Origin of the sequence: Streptomyces sp. NPDC001668, from assembly GCF_042893155.1 — a bacterium.
GTDB lineage: Bacteria > Actinomycetota > Actinomycetes > Streptomycetales > Streptomycetaceae > Streptomyces.
The window spans coordinates 212,324-229,331 of the sequence record NZ_JBIAUQ010000014.1; the positions used below are offsets into that span (position 1 = coordinate 212,324).

The 17,008-nt window shown below is 69.0% G+C and carries 18 protein-coding genes; 8 read left to right on the top strand and 10 right to left on the bottom strand.

The window, feature by feature from the left end; genetic code table 11:
- Positions 1 to 95: 95 nt before the first annotated feature.
- From ACFYZ8_RS34315 to ACFYZ8_RS34350, 8 genes are all read right to left on the bottom strand, one after another.
- A complete protein-coding gene (locus ACFYZ8_RS34315; protein WP_389050663.1) occupies positions 96 to 1,124 on the bottom strand; it encodes a hypothetical protein in 1,029 nt (342 codons plus the stop codon).
- 222 nt (positions 1,125 to 1,346) lie between these two features.
- Positions 1,347 to 1,706: an SH3 domain-containing protein gene (locus ACFYZ8_RS34320; RefSeq protein WP_389050666.1), complete on the bottom strand. Its 360-nt coding sequence runs from the start codon at positions 1,704 to 1,706 to the stop codon at positions 1,347 to 1,349.
- A 734-nt stretch (positions 1,707 to 2,440) separates the two neighbouring features.
- On the bottom strand, positions 2,441 to 2,773 hold the full coding sequence (locus ACFYZ8_RS34325) for a hypothetical protein (protein WP_389050668.1): 333 nt from the start codon (positions 2,771 to 2,773) through the stop codon (positions 2,441 to 2,443).
- Between the two features lie 51 nt (positions 2,774 to 2,824).
- Positions 2,825 to 3,400, bottom strand: a complete 576-nt coding sequence (locus ACFYZ8_RS34330; RefSeq protein WP_389050670.1) for a hypothetical protein — start codon at positions 3,398 to 3,400, stop codon at positions 2,825 to 2,827.
- 53 nt (positions 3,401 to 3,453) lie between these two features.
- Positions 3,454 to 4,074 (bottom strand): hypothetical protein, encoded by a 621-nt coding sequence (locus ACFYZ8_RS34335; RefSeq protein WP_389050673.1) that lies wholly within the window; start codon positions 4,072 to 4,074, stop codon positions 3,454 to 3,456.
- Between the two features lie 268 nt (positions 4,075 to 4,342).
- Positions 4,343 to 4,978, bottom strand: a complete 636-nt coding sequence (locus ACFYZ8_RS34340) for a bifunctional DNA primase/polymerase (RefSeq protein WP_389050675.1) — start codon at positions 4,976 to 4,978, stop codon at positions 4,343 to 4,345.
- Between the two features lie 77 nt (positions 4,979 to 5,055).
- Positions 5,056 to 5,607, bottom strand: coding sequence for a hypothetical protein (locus tag ACFYZ8_RS34345; RefSeq protein ID WP_389050678.1), 552 nt, complete (start codon positions 5,605 to 5,607; stop codon positions 5,056 to 5,058).
- A 134-nt stretch (positions 5,608 to 5,741) separates the two neighbouring features.
- Positions 5,742 to 6,737 (bottom strand): DUF932 domain-containing protein, encoded by a 996-nt coding sequence (locus tag ACFYZ8_RS34350; RefSeq protein WP_389050679.1) that lies wholly within the window; start codon positions 6,735 to 6,737, stop codon positions 5,742 to 5,744.
- Positions 6,738 to 7,328: 591 nt separating this feature from the next.
- Here ACFYZ8_RS34350 and ACFYZ8_RS34355 point away from each other — a divergent pair.
- Positions 7,329 to 7,817, top strand: coding sequence for a hypothetical protein (locus ACFYZ8_RS34355; RefSeq protein ID WP_389050682.1), 489 nt, complete (start codon positions 7,329 to 7,331; stop codon positions 7,815 to 7,817).
- Positions 7,818 to 8,139: 322 nt separating this feature from the next.
- Positions 8,140 to 8,655 carry a hypothetical protein gene (locus tag ACFYZ8_RS34360; RefSeq protein ID WP_389050683.1) on the top strand — a complete coding sequence of 172 codons (516 nt, stop codon included), beginning with the start codon at positions 8,140 to 8,142 and terminating at the stop codon, positions 8,653 to 8,655.
- An 88-nt stretch (positions 8,656 to 8,743) separates the two neighbouring features.
- Here ACFYZ8_RS34360 and ACFYZ8_RS34365 read toward each other — a convergent pair whose 3' ends face one another.
- On the bottom strand, positions 8,744 to 9,586 hold the full coding sequence (locus ACFYZ8_RS34365; RefSeq protein ID WP_389050686.1) for an endonuclease/exonuclease/phosphatase family protein: 843 nt from the start codon (positions 9,584 to 9,586) through the stop codon (positions 8,744 to 8,746).
- A gap of 889 nt (positions 9,587 to 10,475) precedes the next feature.
- On the opposite strand from ACFYZ8_RS34365, the gene ACFYZ8_RS34370 reads away from it, so the two are divergent.
- From ACFYZ8_RS34370 to ACFYZ8_RS34385, 4 genes are all read left to right on the top strand, one after another.
- On the top strand, positions 10,476 to 11,636 hold the full coding sequence (locus ACFYZ8_RS34370; RefSeq protein WP_389050687.1) for an MFS transporter: 1,161 nt from the start codon (positions 10,476 to 10,478) through the stop codon (positions 11,634 to 11,636).
- Positions 11,633 to 12,295: an HAD-IA family hydrolase gene (locus ACFYZ8_RS34375; protein ID WP_389050690.1), complete on the top strand. Its 663-nt coding sequence runs from the start codon at positions 11,633 to 11,635 to the stop codon at positions 12,293 to 12,295. Before ACFYZ8_RS34370 ends, ACFYZ8_RS34375 begins: the two co-directional genes overlap by 4 nt.
- 124 nt (positions 12,296 to 12,419) lie before the next feature.
- Positions 12,420 to 13,154, top strand: a complete 735-nt coding sequence (locus ACFYZ8_RS34380; RefSeq protein ID WP_389050692.1) for a hypothetical protein — start codon at positions 12,420 to 12,422, stop codon at positions 13,152 to 13,154.
- A gap of 115 nt (positions 13,155 to 13,269) precedes the next feature.
- Complete coding sequence (locus ACFYZ8_RS34385; protein ID WP_389050694.1) at positions 13,270 to 14,460, top strand: HEPN/Toprim-associated domain-containing protein; 1,191 nt, start codon at positions 13,270 to 13,272, stop codon at positions 14,458 to 14,460.
- Between the two features lie 28 nt (positions 14,461 to 14,488).
- Here ACFYZ8_RS34385 and ACFYZ8_RS34390 read toward each other — a convergent pair whose 3' ends face one another.
- Entirely contained in the window at positions 14,489 to 15,544 is a 1,056-nt protein-coding gene (locus ACFYZ8_RS34390) for a Ku protein (protein ID WP_389050697.1), read from the bottom strand.
- A 385-nt stretch (positions 15,545 to 15,929) separates the two neighbouring features.
- Here ACFYZ8_RS34390 and ACFYZ8_RS34395 point away from each other — a divergent pair, with 385 nt between their 5' ends.
- Together ACFYZ8_RS34395 and ACFYZ8_RS34400 are read left to right on the top strand one after the other, a co-directional pair.
- The gene (locus ACFYZ8_RS34395) at positions 15,930 to 16,295 is read left to right on the top strand and encodes a hypothetical protein (protein WP_389050699.1); all 366 of its coding nucleotides are present in this window, start codon (positions 15,930 to 15,932) and stop codon (positions 16,293 to 16,295) included.
- The gene (locus ACFYZ8_RS34400) at positions 16,292 to 16,966 is read left to right on the top strand and encodes a nucleotidyl transferase AbiEii/AbiGii toxin family protein (RefSeq protein WP_389050700.1); all 675 of its coding nucleotides are present in this window, start codon (positions 16,292 to 16,294) and stop codon (positions 16,964 to 16,966) included. Before ACFYZ8_RS34395 ends, ACFYZ8_RS34400 begins: the two co-directional genes overlap by 4 nt.
- The last annotated feature ends 42 nt before the right edge of the window (positions 16,967 to 17,008 follow it).

A 17,008-nucleotide genomic window follows, 5' to 3' on the forward strand; every position in this document is an offset into this window, starting at 1 on the left:
CTGCGCTGCCCTCGGATCCGATCCCGGCACGGCTGCATGGCCTGCTACGCCGTGGCTGGCAGCATCGGAACCCGGAACGGGAAAGGAAGAGTCGGTCACTGCGCGTCCACCAGCCTGTACTCGCGCGCCACCAGTTCAGCCTTCCCCCGCGTGGGCAACTCGGCCATCACCATGCCCTGGTACTCCGTCACCACGACCGGCCGCTTGGCGCTGTTGTAAACCGAGGCCTCCTTCGACGGCGTGATCTGGTAGTTGAAGTAGTACGCCGGCTTCAGGGCAAAGGTGCTCTTGTGCGCGGTGGGCGCGAGGGCAAGCACACCGCCATCGGCCAGCCTCAAGGCGAAGACCTCGTCGTGGCGCGGCTGGGTCCGGTTGTACTCCAGCGTGGCCATCCGCGCGTCCTTGCCCTTGTTGCGGTCGTGGTAGACCTCCAACGCGTCCTTGGCCAAGCCTCCCTTCTGGTCGATCGCCTTCCCGGCCTTCGAGCCGCCCGTCTCGAACAGGTCCTCGTAGGCGTCCGACAGGCCGCTGCCGGCCAGGATTCCGGAGCGCACCGACGACTTCACCGGAGTAACGAGGCCGTGGTTGCTGGTGTCGATCTTCGGGAGGGTGGCTCCGTCTTCCAGGGCCAGGGACGCGACGACCTTCCACGTGCCGTCCGTCTTGGCCATGATGGCCATGGCTTTGGTCTTCGAATCGCTGATCCGGGCACTCACGGCGAACCAGTTGGTGCCCTGCGGCGGGATCAGGTACGTACGGTCGACGTAGAACCAGGACTTTTCGTACTGCCGCTGCTCCTTGGCGGACTTGGTGTCCCACTGCTGGAAGTCCGCCTTGCTCTGCTCGTACACCTGCCCGCCCTCCACGGTGCCGAGCAGCCTCGCGTCCTGGGCCTTGTTTGCCTTGTTGTTTACGGCTTCGTAGTGGTCGAGCAGGCGATCGGCCTCCTGGACCGTCACGGTCCCCTTCGGCGCCGCGCTGGTCGTGGCGTGCGGGCTGGCCTCGTGCGCTGGACTCTCGCCGGTGGCGCAGCCGCTCAACGCGGCCGTCGCGGTCACGCCGATGGCGGCCGCTATGAACCAGCGCTGTCCGCGCGGCCGGTGGGCGAGTTCTCGGGACGTCATGATGGCGCTTCTCCAGAAACGATGGTGAGTTGGTGGGGGCGACAGGCACGTGCTGGCGAGGGCCCACGGAAACGCCGTGGTGGGGAAGGCTCTCGCGCACGGCCGAAGGAGACGGTCGCCGGCGTCCTGCACGGGCCTGAAGGGGCGGCCCGTGTCCGGCCGGCGGTGCCGCCGAGGATCGGCGTCCCGCCGGCGGGGCTCACGGCCGGGCTACGCCACGGCTCACTTCGGAATCGGCGGTGTGGGGGCGCCGTTCGACTCGTAGGGGTTCGCACAGCGGTACACGACGTAACCCCTGATCTTGGCTCCGTCGGACTTGCGCTTCACAACCCCACGCGTGTACCAGCGCTTCTCGCTCTTCTTGTAGACCCACTGGTTGTAGGTCATCTTGTCGCCCCTGTAGGCGACACCGACCACCGTCCCGCTCTGGGACGGACTCGTGCGTACCTTCACCGCAGAGCAGCTGATCTTCGTGGTGCCGGTGTCATACGCCTGGGCGGCCGGTGCCATGGCCACGGCGGAGCCGATCAGAGAGGCTCCGAGAGCACCGACCGCGGCCATGCGCCCGATGGATATGGGCATGCTGTGCCTTCCGTTCTCGATGACGGTTGATCGCCGGTTCCACGCCACGCCGCAGTCGGCAGGCCGGCCCGGATTCCGGGGCGGCTGCCTTCGCGGGGTGGTGGGGGCGATCACCGTGAACGTATGGGGCACCGCCTGTGGATAGATTTCCGCGCGGCGCAGCCAGCCCGGCTCCCAACTACACGCCGAGGAGCTTCAGTTCCTCCGCATGCTTGCTGAATCAGGCGAATCGGTCATGGTGCGTCAGGGTGGCGCCGGCCCGGCCCGGTCGCTGAGGATTGCGACATGCAGCAGTCCAGCTCAGGTGACGGGACCGCGATCCGCGACGCCCTCGGGGCCTTCCTCCGTATCGGCCGCTGCGACCGCATCCATTGGGTCCCCGACACCACCCAACGCCTGTGCCAGAACCCAACGGTTGAGGAGTGGGAAGGGAGCCTGTGCATGTCGGGGCCGGTCACCCAGGTGCCCGTACAGCTCACCCAGCGGCGCCCCCAGAGTCGGCCAGCTTCCGGCCAGTTTCCGGTGACCGAGCGCAACAGGTAGCCGGAGCAGGGGCCAGACCGGTCTGGCCGGCGGGGAGGGAGACGCCGCCGCGGAAAAGACCGAGGGGCTCCAGGCGTGTACCCGGAGCCCCTCGACTCTGCGACGCGAGATCGCAGCATCGGCTCGTCAACCGTACGACATCCGTCAGGGCGGGCTGGCCCCACGGCCGGTGCAGCGGCAGGGCGCGCGGACTAGTCACGCGCGGCCAGTTGGGACACGTGGACGTTCACGCCCGGTCCTCGCAGCTGAAGCGTGCGATACAGGTCGAGGAGCTCGGCATGGTCGCGATGACGCTCCAGGAGGCCTGCGGACAGGGGCAGGACGTACCGCATGTGCGGCGAGTCACTGCTTCCGGTGAACGGGCCGAAGCGCTCGGCGGCCGCGGCCGGGCCGAGCTCGCGTACCTCGACCTCGTGCAGAGCTCGACGCAGCTGGCGGACGACGAGCTGCGCGTCGGCGTCGGGCGGCAGCGCCGCCTTGCCCACCGTCACCTCGCCGATGAACACTTCTCCGTCAATGGCCATGGAACCATCATCGCCGCAGCCGTGCAGACGCGCCGTCGGCTGCAAGCATGGTCAGCGGCCACGCTGCGCCCAGATCAGACTCCTCGTGCCGTCCTCGCGCAGGACGAATGCTTCCAGCAGGCCGCAGTGCGGACACCTGACCGCTGAGTACCGCAGGAGTGGCTGGCTGCTCGTTCCCCGCGTCCACTCACCGGGGCCGGTGGCCCCGCAGTGCTCGCAGGGCTGCGTGACATGGGATATCCACGGTTGGGGGCTCCACGGCTCCCAGTCCACGTCGTGGCCCTGGTGTTGGGCGGGCAGGCGGGCGGGAGCAGGGCCGTCCGGCGTGATCGGCTCGCTGTCGGGCAGTACCTCGGCGCTCGCCGCCGGCTGAGGCGGCTCGCCCCGCGCGACGGCGAGGCAGGTACGGCAAGCTCGGCCCTCCTGCCACGGACCGGTGTAGGGGCGTACGGCGGGGCCGGCCGGGTCGCCGTCCACGCACAGCAGGCGGATCCCGACGGCGAGCTGGGCCGGGGCGGCTTCGCCCGGCGCCAGGAGGTGCAACTCGCCGGTGGCCGGCGCCCGTACGACCAGGTGCGCCTGCTGGCCCGCCCGCCGAACGGAGGTGACGTCGGGCGTAGTGGGCATTCGGGCATGCTGCCATCCGGCACTGACAGTGCCGTCCGCGCAGGACGTCGTGCCTACTGCGCGAGCTGGGGCGGATGGGCGATCACGGACAGCCGGCGAAGCGTGTGTGTATTGGAGCTGATCTTGTCCATCGTGCTCCAGCCGGCGGCGGCGAAGGCCGTGCCGATCTCGGCGAGGCGCTCGTTGCGGGCGGTGCGCACGGCCTGGAGCTTCCGCCCGCGCAGGCAGCTCTCGTTGTGCCGGCCGTCGATGAACCACTGGATCTCGACGCCGTTGCCCTCGGGGAAGAAGAACGCCCCCTGCGCGCCGTTCTCGCCGTACGCCCACATGAAGGAACCACGGCCGCCCAGCACGGCGACCTTCACCTCGGCCTGCCGGGCCGTGGCCAGCGCGGAAGAAAGGACTGGGAGGCTGGCGTGCTCGGGCAAGGCCCCGGCCACCGCGCCGCGCTCGTCGGCTGGCCCGTCGGGGGCCTGCCACAGCTGGCCGGCACGGATCGCGAGCTGCGCCAGGGTCGGGAGATGCGTCAGGCCCGCCGCGGCGTAGATGACGGTCTGGAAGGCCTCCGGGGCGTCGGACAACTCAGTGTCGGCTAGAGCGGGCCACAGCGACGCTGCGCGGCGCATCAGGTCTGCGAGGCTGGCCTCGTTGTTCGTGCTCGCGATGCTGTCCATGGTCTGACGGAAGTGCTGGTCCAAGTCCTCTTCCTCAAGTCGGCGTGGGTAAGTCGGAACCGGCGCGTGCCGCGCTCCTGGCTGGCCCGGGCGCCGCGCCTCGCATCCTCCGATGGGCTCTTCGTGTGCGCGGCCCGGGTTCCGGTCGTCCGGCTGACACGAGAAGCTGACGGCACGAAGTGCAGACGCGTAGCGCTGGGCGGCTCGCGGGCCAGTCCCGTCGGCACAGTGAGCACTGCCGAGACACGACCTCTTTTGACGCTTAAGATTATACGTCGGGGGTGGTTTCGGAGCAACCACGAGAGGAAGGCTGCGAGCTGTCCTCCGCGGCGAGACGCGCCAGCCAGTCTGGCCAGGGCGCCGGTTGCGTGTCGTGGCTGCACGTGTAGCGACCGCGAGAAGTTGCACTTCCCGCCGCCGGCACATACGAGCCGGACGACCGCACCGCCACGTGCCAGCCCAGCCGGCTGTCGGCGCCGGACGACGTCGGCGGGCATGGCCGCTCGGGATGAGCGAAGTACAACTGGAGCCCGCCGTCTGGACCGACGACCGTGTACGTCTCCGTCGGGAAGCGCTCGCCCGCATCCTCAGAGAGCACGGCCAAAACGTCTGCGCCGTCGACGACACCCGGAAGTCGGAACCGGGCCGGAGGCTGTTCCCCTGGTAGGGCGGCGACCAGATCGAGCACCAGCAGCCCCGAAGAGCATGGCACGAGGCCGACGTTGTACGGACCCGCGCTCCACGCCCGCTCGATACGTGCCGGATCTGTCGTCGCTCGCGCTTGCCACTCGCGCACTGCGGGCGTGAGGCTGCCAGGCCGCAGTGGGAACACCCGCCAGCCCCGGCCGGCCGCCTCGAGCGCCGAGGCCTTAAGGGCAAGCCGGCCATCCCAATCGGTTGTCACAGGATCCTTCTCCGCTTCCGCTCGCCGGTGCCCGGCTACCGGGCACCGGCCGCATCACCCGTACGCGGGCGGGCTTCCTAGGCGCTGGCACCGACGAGGCGCCCCACCCTGGCCAACTGCCGCTCGGCGACGGACGCACGCTGCTTCCAGTGCTCCACCTGCGCGCGGAGCTCCGTGACCTGCGACTTCCAGCCGTTGCCCTGCCTGAGAGCCTCCTTCAGCTCGGCCCGGGCGGCGTCGCGCTGCTCGCGCAGCTGGTCCGTTTGCTGAGCACGCGTCACCAGCTCGCCCAGGGTCAAAGAAGCCAGGCCACCGTCAGCGCGTCGGCTTGGCGTCCGACGCGAGCTCGGGGCGGAGGAGGGGGCACGGTTGGGCCGCACGGCCGTGATCGCCTTACCGGCCTTCGAGGACGGGGCCTTCTTCGGGGCGTGGGCCTTCAAGTGCGGCAGGATCGAGTTCTTGTTCTGCGAGGTGTAGTCGCACAGCGCGCACCCGTACCACTCGGATCCATCGGCGAGCAGCAAGTGGCGGATCTTGTCGAAGACGACGTGTACGCCGGGGCGTGTCAGCGGGGACTGGGCGGGCTGGTCCTCGACGACGTCAATTCCGTTGATGCTGGTCGCTGTCATGGTGTGCGGATCGGTTCCTTCGCGGCTGGTGATGGGTGCCCTACGGGCAGGGAGTCCCTGCTGGGGCCGTGGCATGGAGGAGGGCGGGGGAGGGCGGGCCGGTCCGTGCGAGACCGGCCCGCCGACTGCGCTGCCTAGGCGGCCAGCGCGAACATCTCGTACGCCTTCTGCATCTTCTTCTTGACGTCGCTGGACGTCAGGACCCGGTGCGCGCGGGCCTCCTCGGTCTTGGCAGGGGCGAAGTGCTCCAGGTACTCGTAGACCGCCTGGACGATCGCCCACCACGTGCCGCGGATGTTGGCCTGCGTGGCGGCGTGCTCGAAGAGCATCACGATGGTGTTCTTCCGGCGCCGGTGGTTGTTCAGGGTCCGGGTGCTCGGGTTCGGCTCCAGCGGCCACAGAGCGTCGATGACCATCTCCAGCTGACCGAGACCGGCCGACGTGTTGAGCATCCGCTCGGCCTCGCGCTCGTACTCCTCGGCGTACTCCCACACCATGTTCAGCGCCTTGCGCGCCTCGGCGATCTTGGCCTTGGCTCCGGCTGTGTGGCGGACGGTGTAGTGGGAGACCGCGTTCGCCATGGCCATGCGCTGGGTGTTGCCGCACACCACACGCGTCGGCGAGACGTTGAAGCGGAAGCCGCTGCTGCCGTCGTGGCTGTTGAAACCGGCGAGGTACAGGTCGACGTCGTCCACCCCGGCGATCTGGATCGTCTTCGGCAGCTTCATCGTCACGAACACCCGCTTGCCCCCATGGAGACTGCCCGCCGTCTCGAAGTGAGCGCCGGACTCGTCGACGAGGAGGTTGAGCAGCTCGCAGTGCTCCTCGTTCTGGACGACCTCGTACTTGGCGCCCACCGTGCCCAGACGCTCGGCGACGCCCGTCTTGGGGTGAGTGCGGACGGTGAAGAACTCGTCCGGGGACTCCAGCCGGGTCACCCCGTCCTTCGTCATCTCGTAGGTGTGGAGACCGCCGACCTTCCGCACGTTCCACCCCGACAGAAAGGCGAGATCCAGCGCCTCCTCGGCGGTCATCGCGTCGCGAGTGACGGTACCGAGCCGGTGCCAGGAGTCCAGGCGGGCGGAGACGAAGCTCGTGGTGCCGTCGGCGTGGGTCTCAAGAGCGTGCAACAGAACTCCTCATTCCAGGGACTGGCGGGCTTCCGCCGATTGACGCTTAAGACTATACAGACCGCCCGGCGGTCGCGCAAGTCTTAAGCGTCAATCTTCGGAGTTTCGTTTCGGCTCACTGGAGGTCGACCGTCCAATCGGGGCGCCAGTCGGGAGTTCGATGGTCTATGACGCTTAAGACTTGCGCGGTGAGAGGGGAGTCTGTATAGTCTTAAGCGTCAAACAGTTGAGGGTGTGGCGGCCTCATCGCCCGGAGTATTGAGGAGTGGAGTTATGCCCAGGCAGTTCGTTGGGATGAAGAGCGGCAGCCGAGCTCGTGTGGCTGCGGTGCAGGAGCGCCGTCGCTCGGGCGCGAGCGGTGCCCACGCCAGCGGTCCGAAGCGCCGACGCGACCGGTCCAACGCGCGCCGCGCCGCGATCCGCGACTCGGTGTCTGCCGGCTGATCGGCCGCTGCACAGGGGGCAGCACCCGGAGCGGTAGCTGCCCGGGTTGTCCCCGGGCGGCGAGTGCTCCCTCATCCGAGGGCACTTTGCCTGCCAGCCGGTCGCGTTGCGGCCGGACAGCGCTCGTAATGGCGTACCTCTGGAGTCGTGCCACGCGACTACGACGCCGCCCTCACAGAGAGCTTCTCGGAGGCCTTCGGCAACTGCCCTGGGGACTGGCCCGAAAGCGCTGCCTCGAGCATCCCCTTCCTGGCAATCGTCTTCCGCTTCCTGGAGGCCGAGTGCGAGGACGACGACGAAGTCGAGGAATTCTTGCGGGCGGCCATCACAGCGCACCAGAACGCCGGCCCCTGCGGGTTCCCGCCCGTCGATTTCGCCACGCGCCTTGCCGTCGCACTACCTGCCTGGTGGTGCGAGCCTTCGGATCGCTCTCCCTCCCGATATGCCGCGTGGGAAGCCGCAGCTGCCGTGCACCGCATCACCGACCGTGACACCCGAGGTGACTTCTCCAGCGCGATCAAGGCCGCCTTGTCCGCATACGCCCTCATCCAAGAAGATCGAGAACGTGCCAATGTCGAGGCGTTCACCATCCGGATGCGTGCTTCGCGTGAACGCCGAGTCCCAGCCGCCACCTGACAGGCCCCGTCCAGTCGCTGCGCGAACATCTTCTTCGGCCGGCAACGCTCAACCCGCCGACGGGTGTTGGGCGACGTTACGGCACCTGGGGCACCCTGGCCCACGGCGGGCCCCCACTTCCAGCGGTGTTGCCTGCCGTCCCACTGCGTCCGGGAGTTCCGTCACGAGCGCCTGGACTGCCGGTAGGCAAGGATCGAAGATTCGGCGGCAGGCGCTGCTTGCCAGAGGACGAGATCGGCGCACGAGACGGGCTCGGCTCTCGGCTCTCAGTTGGCGGGAAAGCGGGGAGACGCCAGAACGCCGTAGCCCATAGGGTGCCGCCATGGACATCAGGGACCTGTGGTGGGCCGCGGGGCGGCTGGACTTCCCGGTATCGGCAACCCAGTCGGTGAACCACCGGTGGCACAACGCCCTGCGGCGCGCGGCCACCCTCATTGAGCCCGCGTGGCCGAAGAACTACAGCGCTGGTCCCTTCACCTTCGCTCTGCCCACCGTTGCATTGGTGCTCTACGCCTTCCGCTTCGACAGTGAGTGGGAAGAGACGCCAGTGGAACAACTGGTCGCTGCCCTCGCTCCCCGCCCGCAGGGGGAAACCAAGATCGAGGACGCAGTCCGCGACGCCCTGGTAGAGCGTGGCCACGACCTGGACGACGACTCGCAGCTGTCCCGACTGTTCCGCCAGCTCACTGAGCACCACCCGCCGCTCGCCTACACCGCGGGCGGATTGGAGCTGACCTCCGCCGACCACTGGCCCGGCGGGACGATGATGCGCGCGGCGGCCGAGTGGGCGAACCACTGGATCGCCCACCACCACCTCAACAACGCGCCCAGCGCCTGACCAGCGCGTGCTCGGGACGGGCGGGCCGGCAACACCGTGATGGCCGCCGCGGCCGGGCATCAGGTGCAGGTCGTGTCGCTCCTCCCGGTCATGCCACCTGGTCGAGGAGACTCAGGTCAAAGTCCGCGCGAACGGCGGCGTGATCCGACCACCCCAAGTCGACGGGCTCCATAGCGACTTCGTATTCGACCAGCGCTGGAGCCAAGGCCGGGGTCACCAGAATGAGGTCCTGGCGCCGCGGTACGTCACCCTTGCCGAAGGCGGCAGTCGCCACCGCCTCCTGGCCGAAGCGGGCGCTGGCGTCAGCGAAGCCAGCGCGAGCCAGCAGTTCCACCGCCTCACGGTCAGAAACCTCGTCCTGCCCCGGCGACCGCAACTGCCCGTTGCGTAGATGTGCGGGAAGCTGCGTCCAGTCCGGTTCGGGGTAGCCGAGCCCGATGGAGTTGATGTCGCCGACGACCAGGCCGAGTCGGCCGGGAGCGGCAAGAACCTGCAGGGGAGCGACCTCCCGCGCCCGGTTGCGGGGATCAAACGGGTCAAGGTGGAGATTACGCACTTCCAGCAACGTGCGGAGGCCCGGCACGACCAGGTTGGCCCAGCCCATGACGTGGTGGTAGCGCGAGCGGTCCGAGTCTTCGGCATCCACCCCAAGCCGGCTGCTGAGCAGGATGGCGGAGTGAAAGCGGTGACCCGATGTCGTCACATTGGCCTCCGCGAGGAACCCCTGGGCCATCCCCACGGCGGAGACGGCCCGGTGCAGGCGCCGCCGGCCCAGTTGCTCCCAGAAGTTGCACTCCTGCAGGGCGAGTACATCGGGCTCCAGTGAGCGCAGGAACTCCGCCTGTGCCGCCCAGTGTTCAGCCGGACCGAACCCGAAGTCCGAGTGCCCGCCGAAGAGCGTATTGAAGGTGACCACCCGCAAGCGGCGCATCCGATCTTCTCCTTCTACGAGTCGAGCCGCGCCGCCGATCGACGGGCGTGAGTAATCAACAGGCCTCGCAGGCCTTCTCCGGGAACTCCTGGGCCGATCGCGAGTGATGGCCGCCGCCTGGGTGTTGCGGTCGCAAGAACCTGTCCCCATGGCCCCTCGCCTCGAGAACGGCTCCCGGCACGGCTGCGGCGGCGTCGTGCACCAACTGGCCCACGTGTCGCGGACCAGTGGAGGCCGATTTCGCCTGTGCACTGGATACGCAGGCGGGCACATCCCTCAGCCCGCGCATCCCCTTGCAGCCGAGACCTTCCAAGCGCCTAAGCAAGATCGGAAACATCGGTGACCGCCCTGGAGGTCCGGCCAGGGATCGGATGCCGGACGTTCTTCGGACGCCGTCCACGAAGCAGCTCCTGGCGGGGACGATCATAGGCCGACTGCCCAACGTCATGGACCCGTTGGCATCCCCTCTGGGAGCGGCAGACCGTTTCGACGCCGCCACCTCGACGGCCATGGCATCGCTGTTCCTGCTGACCAATGCGATCGACAGTCCCCTCCCTGGCGCAGCCGACGACCGGCTCGGGCAGCGCCGAGGATCCCGCCGCGGCCGCCCGCTCCGACTGCGCCGCAGATCTATCCACAGGCATTGCCACCCAGGATCTGCCCTACCCACCGCCGGACGGCCCACGACCCACGTCGCCTGGCCGCCCCGCAGTCCTTCCCACAGCCCCTCCACGCACTGCGAGGACGCCTTGACACACGCAATCCGCCAACGCCCCGCCGACCTGCACAAGGACGGATCATCGCCGCCCACCCGTCCGACCCGCCCGCACTGGGCGAGCCGGCGCACGCGCCGCACCCTGCGCGCTGCCGGGCATGAGACGGGGGCGAGATGACCGCCACCTTGCCCACGACGACAGCACCCCCGATCGCGGACCGCCGACTACTCACCAGTACCTTCGCGATCTTGGGCATCGTGATGGCCGTTTGGGGAGCGCGCATGCCCGCGGTCCAGGCCGCAGCGCATCTCGGCCCTGGGCGGCTCGCGGTGGTCCTCCTCGCCGCCGCGGCCGGAATGGTCGCCGGCCTCCAGGCCGGTGGACGCCTCGCCCACCGGCACGGGCCCTCCCGCCTCCTCGTCGCGCCCACGGTCACGTTCGCCGCCGCCCTCGCCTTGCTGGGCCAGTGCCGCACCCTGCCCTCGCTGGTCATCACCGCCGTCGTGTTCGGCGCGGCCCACGGCGTGCTGGACGTCGCGGCCAACAGTTCCGCCGTCAATGTGCAACAGGCGTACGGGCGTCCGATCATGGCCAGCTTCCACGCGGCCTACAGCCTGGGCGCGTTGGGCGGCGCCCTGCTTGCCGCGGCCACCGCGTGGCTGCCGCACCAGGTGCTCTTCGCCGCCGTCGGCGCCGCCACCGCGCTCACCGCCCTCGCGGCCCTGCCCGTGGTCCGCTCCGCAACCCACCTCGACCACTCCCACGACGACGCCCCAACCAGCGACCACCGACCCGCGCGGACGTCCCGCGGGCACACCTGGCTGCTCGGCGGCCTGGCGGCGGCGTGTCTCCTGGCCGAAGGCGCAGCCGCGGACTGGGCATCCGTACACCTGCGGTCGCTGCACTCCTCCGAAGCGGTCGCGGCCGGCGCCTACGCGCTCTACAGCTGCGCCATGGCCCTCGGCCGCCTCTTCGGCGACCGACTCACCGCCCGCTACAGCCCCACCACTCTCGTCCGGACCGGCGCAGTCCTGGCAGCGGTCGGCCTCGGAACAGGCCTGGCCATCGGCTCCGCGCCCGCCGCCCTGGCCGGATGGATGGGGCTCGGGCTGGGCCTGTCCACCGCCGTGCCAGCCCTGATCACCGCCGCCGGACGAGGTGGCGCCCGAACCGTCGGCACCGTCACCACGATCGGCTACCTCGGCCTGCTGACCGGCCCCGCCGCAATCGGAGCGCTCGCCGCACTCACCCCCCTTCCCACCGCCCTCGCACTGCCCGCCATCCTCGCGGCCACCGTCGCGGCCGCAGCCCGCCGAGCACTGGAGCCTCGATGACCACATCCCCCACCGCCGCCCCCGACCTCGAGGCGCTGCTCCTCGACTACAACGGCGTTGCCGGCACCCAGCCGACGGACAAGGAATGGGAGAACCTCGCCACCCTCGCCGGATGGCCTGCCGGCCAGCACCACGCATTCCAGCAGGCCTTCTGGAACCGGCGGGAGGCGTACGACGCCGGCGCCATGACCACGCACGCGTTCTGGCACGGGCTGCTGCGCGGAGGCCGCTCCGCACCCCCCGGCAGCGAGCTGCTGACCGCACTGCGCCAGACCGACACGGCGATGTGGACGAACACCGACCCGAACGTGCTTGCCGTGCTGCACGCGGCACACGCCACCGGGCTGCCCATCATCCTCGTCTCGAACGCCCCTCACCCCGTCGCCGATGCCCTCGAACACACCACCTGGTGCCGAACCCTGATCACGCGCACCGTCTTTTCCGCCCGCCTGGGGGCCAATAAGCCTCACCGCCGGATGTACGAGGCGGGGCTGGCCGCAGCCGGCTGGCCGCGCCCCGAAAAGACGATCTTCATCGACGACCGCGCCGACAACTGCCTCGCCGCAAGAGAGCTGGGCATGAACACGCTCCATTACACAGGGGACCCGTCCGTGCTCGCGCGGCAACTACCCCAGGCGACACCGACCACCATCGCCTGAGTGCCCACCGAGGCCGAACCAGCTTCGCCTGCTTCGCTGGCCGGCCGGTAGCCGCCCGGCCGGCGCCGGCCCGAACGACAAACCAGACCGAAGGTCACCGCGAGCGCCGGATAGGGTCCGTCCGGTGAGCAAGAGCCTTGACCAGCTGCCGGCGGATCCGTCGAAGTTGTACCTCCACTACACGACCACGCACGGGCTGGTCGAGGACCCCTACAGCGAGACACTCCAGCGATGGGGCGTCAGCGTCCGACACGCAGGCGCAAACGACAGTGACCGCCGCCCGACACCCAAGGCACCACACGATCACGCCGACCAGGAGATCGAGATCGGACGGATGGAGTTCTACCGGGTCCGCCTCGACCAGGGCATGAACGGCTACACGGCGATGGAGGAGGAGTCCGAGGAACTCAGCGAAATTGCCGGGGCCCTGCTCCACCCCGACGGTTACTTCACAACGGAAGCGAGCGAGCGCCTGCTGTACGCGGGCACCGACCTTCTGGTGATGGACCGCGTCGTGCTCATCACGCCCTGGAGAGGATTCGGCCTCGGCGCCGTCCTCGCGGCCGAGGCGATCAACCGGCTGGCACCGGGCTGCCGCGCCGTCGCCTGCATCCCCGGGATCGCCGACCCGGACGGGTCTTGGAGGCCGGACCAGGCGGAATGGGACCGGGTGACCGCCAAGATCACAACTGGCTGGGAGAGAGTCGGATTCACCCGCTTCCGGGACACCGTCTATCTCCTCGACCCGGCGACCGGTGTGCTGGAGGAACAGCGCTCGCATCTTCGATCCGAGTACCTGCAGATGTGCATGGACTGGAAAAGCACCACCGCGCCCATCACGGGCGGGGACGACGAGTAAAGACCACCGGAAGCGATCCGCCCTCGCACGCCGCGACTCCGGACGCGGCGAGCACCGGAGGCCCACACCCGGATATCGGAGGCGCTGGAGGCACGGTGCCTGCGACGCTGGGCCCATGGGACACCACTCCTTCGTCGCGATCGGCGACCACACCTTCCTGTACTGCGCCGATTCCTATCTCCCGGACATCGCAGCCCTGTTCACAGAAGAAGACCGGTGCCCGGTGGTGCACCACACGCACGACGACGGGCAGCCGTGGGCCGAGTTCGCCTACGCGACGACAGTGAACGCGCTTCGGGAGCGGCTCCAGGTCCAGGGGTTTACGCAGGCACGAGCCCGCCAGGCCCTCGCCGCAGGCCTCGCCCCGATGAACGGCGAAGACTCGCCTTCGGCCCCGGACCCCGCGACCTTCGAGGACGGCATCCGCCAGTTCCTCGCCGAAGAACCCGAAGCCTTCCCAGCCGAGAGGGACGACCTCAGCCACGCCTCCGGCGAGTCCTTGGAGGAGCTCTCCCGGCGGATGGACAGCCGCGACTTCGTTCGCCTGCTCCTGGACTGCGCACCCGACCCGCAGGGCACCGTGAGTCTGGACCTGACCCAACTCACCGGGTGCTGCGTCGAACTCGACCCCAGCCAGAGAATCGCCGAACATGCGCGAGCCGAACAGCTCGCCGACCTCTCCCAGACCGCGCCGCTCCTCGTACTCACCGAGGGAACGACCGACGCCCGGCTCCTGTCGGCGGGCATGGGCGTCACCCATCCCCACCTCAAGGGCTACGTCACCTTCTTCGACTACGCCGGCGCTGGAGCGGAGGGCGGAGTGGCCCAACTCGCCCGTAATGTTGCGGCGTTCGTCGCGGCCGGGGTCGCCAACCGCTTCATCGCGCTGGCGGACAACGACACCGAGGGCCACGCCGGCATGCAAAAGACGATGGAGCGGGCTCTCCCCGACCGCTGCCGCGTGCTGTTCTACCCGCCGCTGTCGCTCCTGAAGGCCTACCCGACCCTCGGCCCGTACACGGACGAGCCGGTGCTCGCGGACATCAATGGCCGAGCCGGATCCCTGGAGCTGTACCTCGGCCGAGACGTTCTGCAGACGGAGGACGGGCTGATGCCTGTGCAGTGGAAGTCCTGGAACGGCAAACTGCGCCGATACCACGGGTCCCTGATGGATGGCGACAAGAACATGGCCCAGGAGCGCTTCCTGCTCAAGGTGAAGGCCCACCACGCAGGGACGCCGGCACCGGACGCGGACTGGAGCGGCATCCGCGCCATCATCGACCAGCTCGTGGGCGCCTTCGCCTGAGCCGCGAGCCAGCGGGCCACGGCACCTGTCAGGCAGTGCTCTTCCGGCGCCGCCTGGCCGACGCAAGGGAATCGATCAGCTCTTCGCGACTCATCCTCGACCGCCCCGGTACACCTTGCTCGCTGGCCCGCCGGTACAGCTCCGCCTTGCTCAGCTGCCGCAGCTCTGCACGGCCGCTGCTTCGCTCCGACGACGAGACACGCCCTGTTCGCGGCGGCGCCTTCCTGGACGCCGCGGCCGCCCTGCGCGTCGACCTCCGCCCCGCGCTCGCCTTCTTCCGGGGCTTCCCGTCCTCGTGCGCGGCGCCACGGGCCTGGTCGAGACTGCCCTGGAGGACCGCCATGAGATCGACGACGTTGGTGGCCTGCGGCGGGCCCTCAGCCAGAGCGACCTGCTCACCCTCCGCCTTGGCCCGCACCAGATCCCGAACCTTCTCCTGATAGGTGTCGTGATACCGGGAGGGATCCCAGGGAGCGCTCAGAGCCTCGATCAGCTGGACCGCCGTGCCCAGTTCCTTTCCCTTGCCGGCCCGGCCCGAGGGCATCTCCGGCAGCTCCCTGCCGGGATCGCGGACCTCGTCCGACCAGTGCAGTGTCTGGATCACCAGAACCGCGCTCTCCGCGCGCAGCGCGGTCAGATACTGCTTGCCCCGCATGACGAAGGTGGCGATCCCCACCTTGTTCGTCTCGGCCAGCGCGGCGCGCAGCAACTCATAGATCTTGGTGTACTGCCTCCCGCGTGGAGCGACGTAATAGGTGCGGTCGAAATAGACCGGCTCGATCTCCTCAAGGGCGACGAAATCGGAAATCTCGATGGCCTGCGAGCGGCCGGGAGCGATTCCATCCAGCTCCTCGGGCTCGACGACGACGTACTCGCCGTCCGCCACCTCGAAGCCCTTGACGATGTCCTCGGCCTGCACTTCGCGGCCGGTGCGCTCATTGATCCGGCGGTTGCGAATCCGGTCTGCGGTACCGCGCTGGAGCTGGTGGAAGTAGACGGTGTGGTCATCCGTCGCGGTGTAGAGGCCGACAGGCAGGCTGACCAGCCCGAACGTGATCACCCCCGTCCAAATCGGCCGGCTCATGATCACCGACTCCCATCTCGGTGTGGCGGTCGACCGGCCGTGTAGCGCCACGGCCGTTGATCCGCGGCTGCGGGCGCCTTGGAATCGCCATCTCGGGGGCGGGACATGATGTCAGGACCCGTCTCCGTGACGGCTGGCCTCACCGGCCGCAACCGTAGTTGTCCCATTTCATGAGACACCGCAGGTCAGCACACCGCACCTCGACGGCAAGCGATCTCGGCCCCAGGAGCCACTGACGCGAACACCAGCCTGCTCGGCCGGGGCAGGAGGCCGTACGCACCCCTGAACGCAGCGCCTCGAAGCGGGGGAGCATCCGGTCAGAGAAAGAGGGCGGAACGCGAGTCCGCCCTGCCATTCGACCGGTCCGCACGGGATACTAGGGTCCATGGTTCAGCAGTCGTCTCCTGGTGCCACGCCCTCCGTCGCTGACGTGCTGCACAAGCGGTACGCAGGGCGCCTTCCTGACACCCTGGAGGACCTCGCCGGGCCGGAGCACGGCCTGGTCGAGCTGCCGCTCCATATCGTCTGGTCAGGCCTGCGCGCCTACGACCTGGACCGGCCCCGGCAGCGCATGAGCCTCTACCGGACGGTACTCGCTGAAGGGCAGCGCGACGACATCATCCGCTTCCTGAACCGGCGTCTTCTGCTCGCGCAGTGGCCCTTGATGCGGACCATGATCAGCAGGCACGTCCGTGAAGCGTGGGAGGCCGCGTTCCCCGAGCTTGAGCACCAGGCGTCCACCGCCGCGTGAAGATCACCGACCTCCATCGTCGGCTCCTGGCGGACGTTCTCGCGATCGGCACCCCCTACCCGCTGGTGATCACTGGCGGTTACGCCGCCCAGGCGCACGGCCTGGTTGACCGACTCAGCCAGGACATCGACGTCGCGACCGAGAACCCTGCCCCGATGTCGGTCATTGCCGATGATCTGGTACGTGGTCTGGCCGAGCGTGGCTGGCAGGTCAGCGTCATCAGTGTGGACCCGCTGGCCGCTCGCCTGATGGCGACCAGTGCCGAGACAGGGGAGCAGTGCGAGGTCGATGTCCTCAAGGAAAATCTGTGGTCCAAGCCGGCGCTCACTCCGTACGGCCCCGCACTCGGCCTCGACGATGTGATCGGCACCAAGGTCCGAGCGCTGGCAGACCGGGCGGCACCCCGCGACTTCGTCGACGTCCGCGCGGCCGCCCGTGACCACACGATCGCGGATCTGGAGATGCTGGGGGAGAGGCACGGCCGCGGCGAGTTCCGGCTGGACGACCTCCGCGACCGTCTCGGGACTGCTCAGTGGATTGACGACATAGAGTTCGAGGCGTACGGCCTCTCTGCGGACGACATTGCAGAGCTGCGGCGGTGGGCCCAGGGGTGGGTCAGTGACCTCGAGCGGCGGCTGAACACCGGCTTCGACGACGACCCCGATGCCTGACCGGTTGCTTGCCGAGCACAGCCCTGGGCCGGAGACACTACG

Coding starts and splice junctions, on each gene's coding strand:
- ACFYZ8_RS34325 (WP_389050668.1), bottom strand. CDS start 2,773: ATGGCCATTGACGGAGAAGTGTTCATCGGCGAGGTGACGGTGGGCAAG.
- ACFYZ8_RS34395 (WP_389050699.1), top strand. CDS start 15,930: ATGGTTCAGCAGTCGTCTCCTGGTGCCACGCCCTCCGTCGCTGACGTG.
- ACFYZ8_RS34370 (WP_389050687.1), top strand. CDS start 10,476: ATGACCGCCACCTTGCCCACGACGACAGCACCCCCGATCGCGGACCGC.
- ACFYZ8_RS34385 (WP_389050694.1), top strand. CDS start 13,270: ATGGGACACCACTCCTTCGTCGCGATCGGCGACCACACCTTCCTGTAC.
- ACFYZ8_RS34330 (WP_389050670.1), bottom strand. CDS start 3,400: ATGCCCACTACGCCCGACGTCACCTCCGTTCGGCGGGCGGGCCAGCAG.
- ACFYZ8_RS34315 (WP_389050663.1), bottom strand. CDS start 1,124: ATGACGTCCCGAGAACTCGCCCACCGGCCGCGCGGACAGCGCTGGTTC.
- ACFYZ8_RS34390 (WP_389050697.1), bottom strand. CDS start 15,544: ATGAGCCGGCCGATTTGGACGGGGGTGATCACGTTCGGGCTGGTCAGC.
- ACFYZ8_RS34320 (WP_389050666.1), bottom strand. CDS start 1,706: ATGCCCATATCCATCGGGCGCATGGCCGCGGTCGGTGCTCTCGGAGCC.
- ACFYZ8_RS34360 (WP_389050683.1), top strand. CDS start 8,140: ATGGACATCAGGGACCTGTGGTGGGCCGCGGGGCGGCTGGACTTCCCG.
- ACFYZ8_RS34365 (WP_389050686.1), bottom strand. CDS start 9,586: ATGCGCCGCTTGCGGGTGGTCACCTTCAATACGCTCTTCGGCGGGCAC.
- ACFYZ8_RS34335 (WP_389050673.1), bottom strand. CDS start 4,074: ATGGACAGCATCGCGAGCACGAACAACGAGGCCAGCCTCGCAGACCTG.
- ACFYZ8_RS34345 (WP_389050678.1), bottom strand. CDS start 5,607: ATGACAGCGACCAGCATCAACGGAATTGACGTCGTCGAGGACCAGCCC.
- ACFYZ8_RS34375 (WP_389050690.1), top strand. CDS start 11,633: ATGACCACATCCCCCACCGCCGCCCCCGACCTCGAGGCGCTGCTCCTC.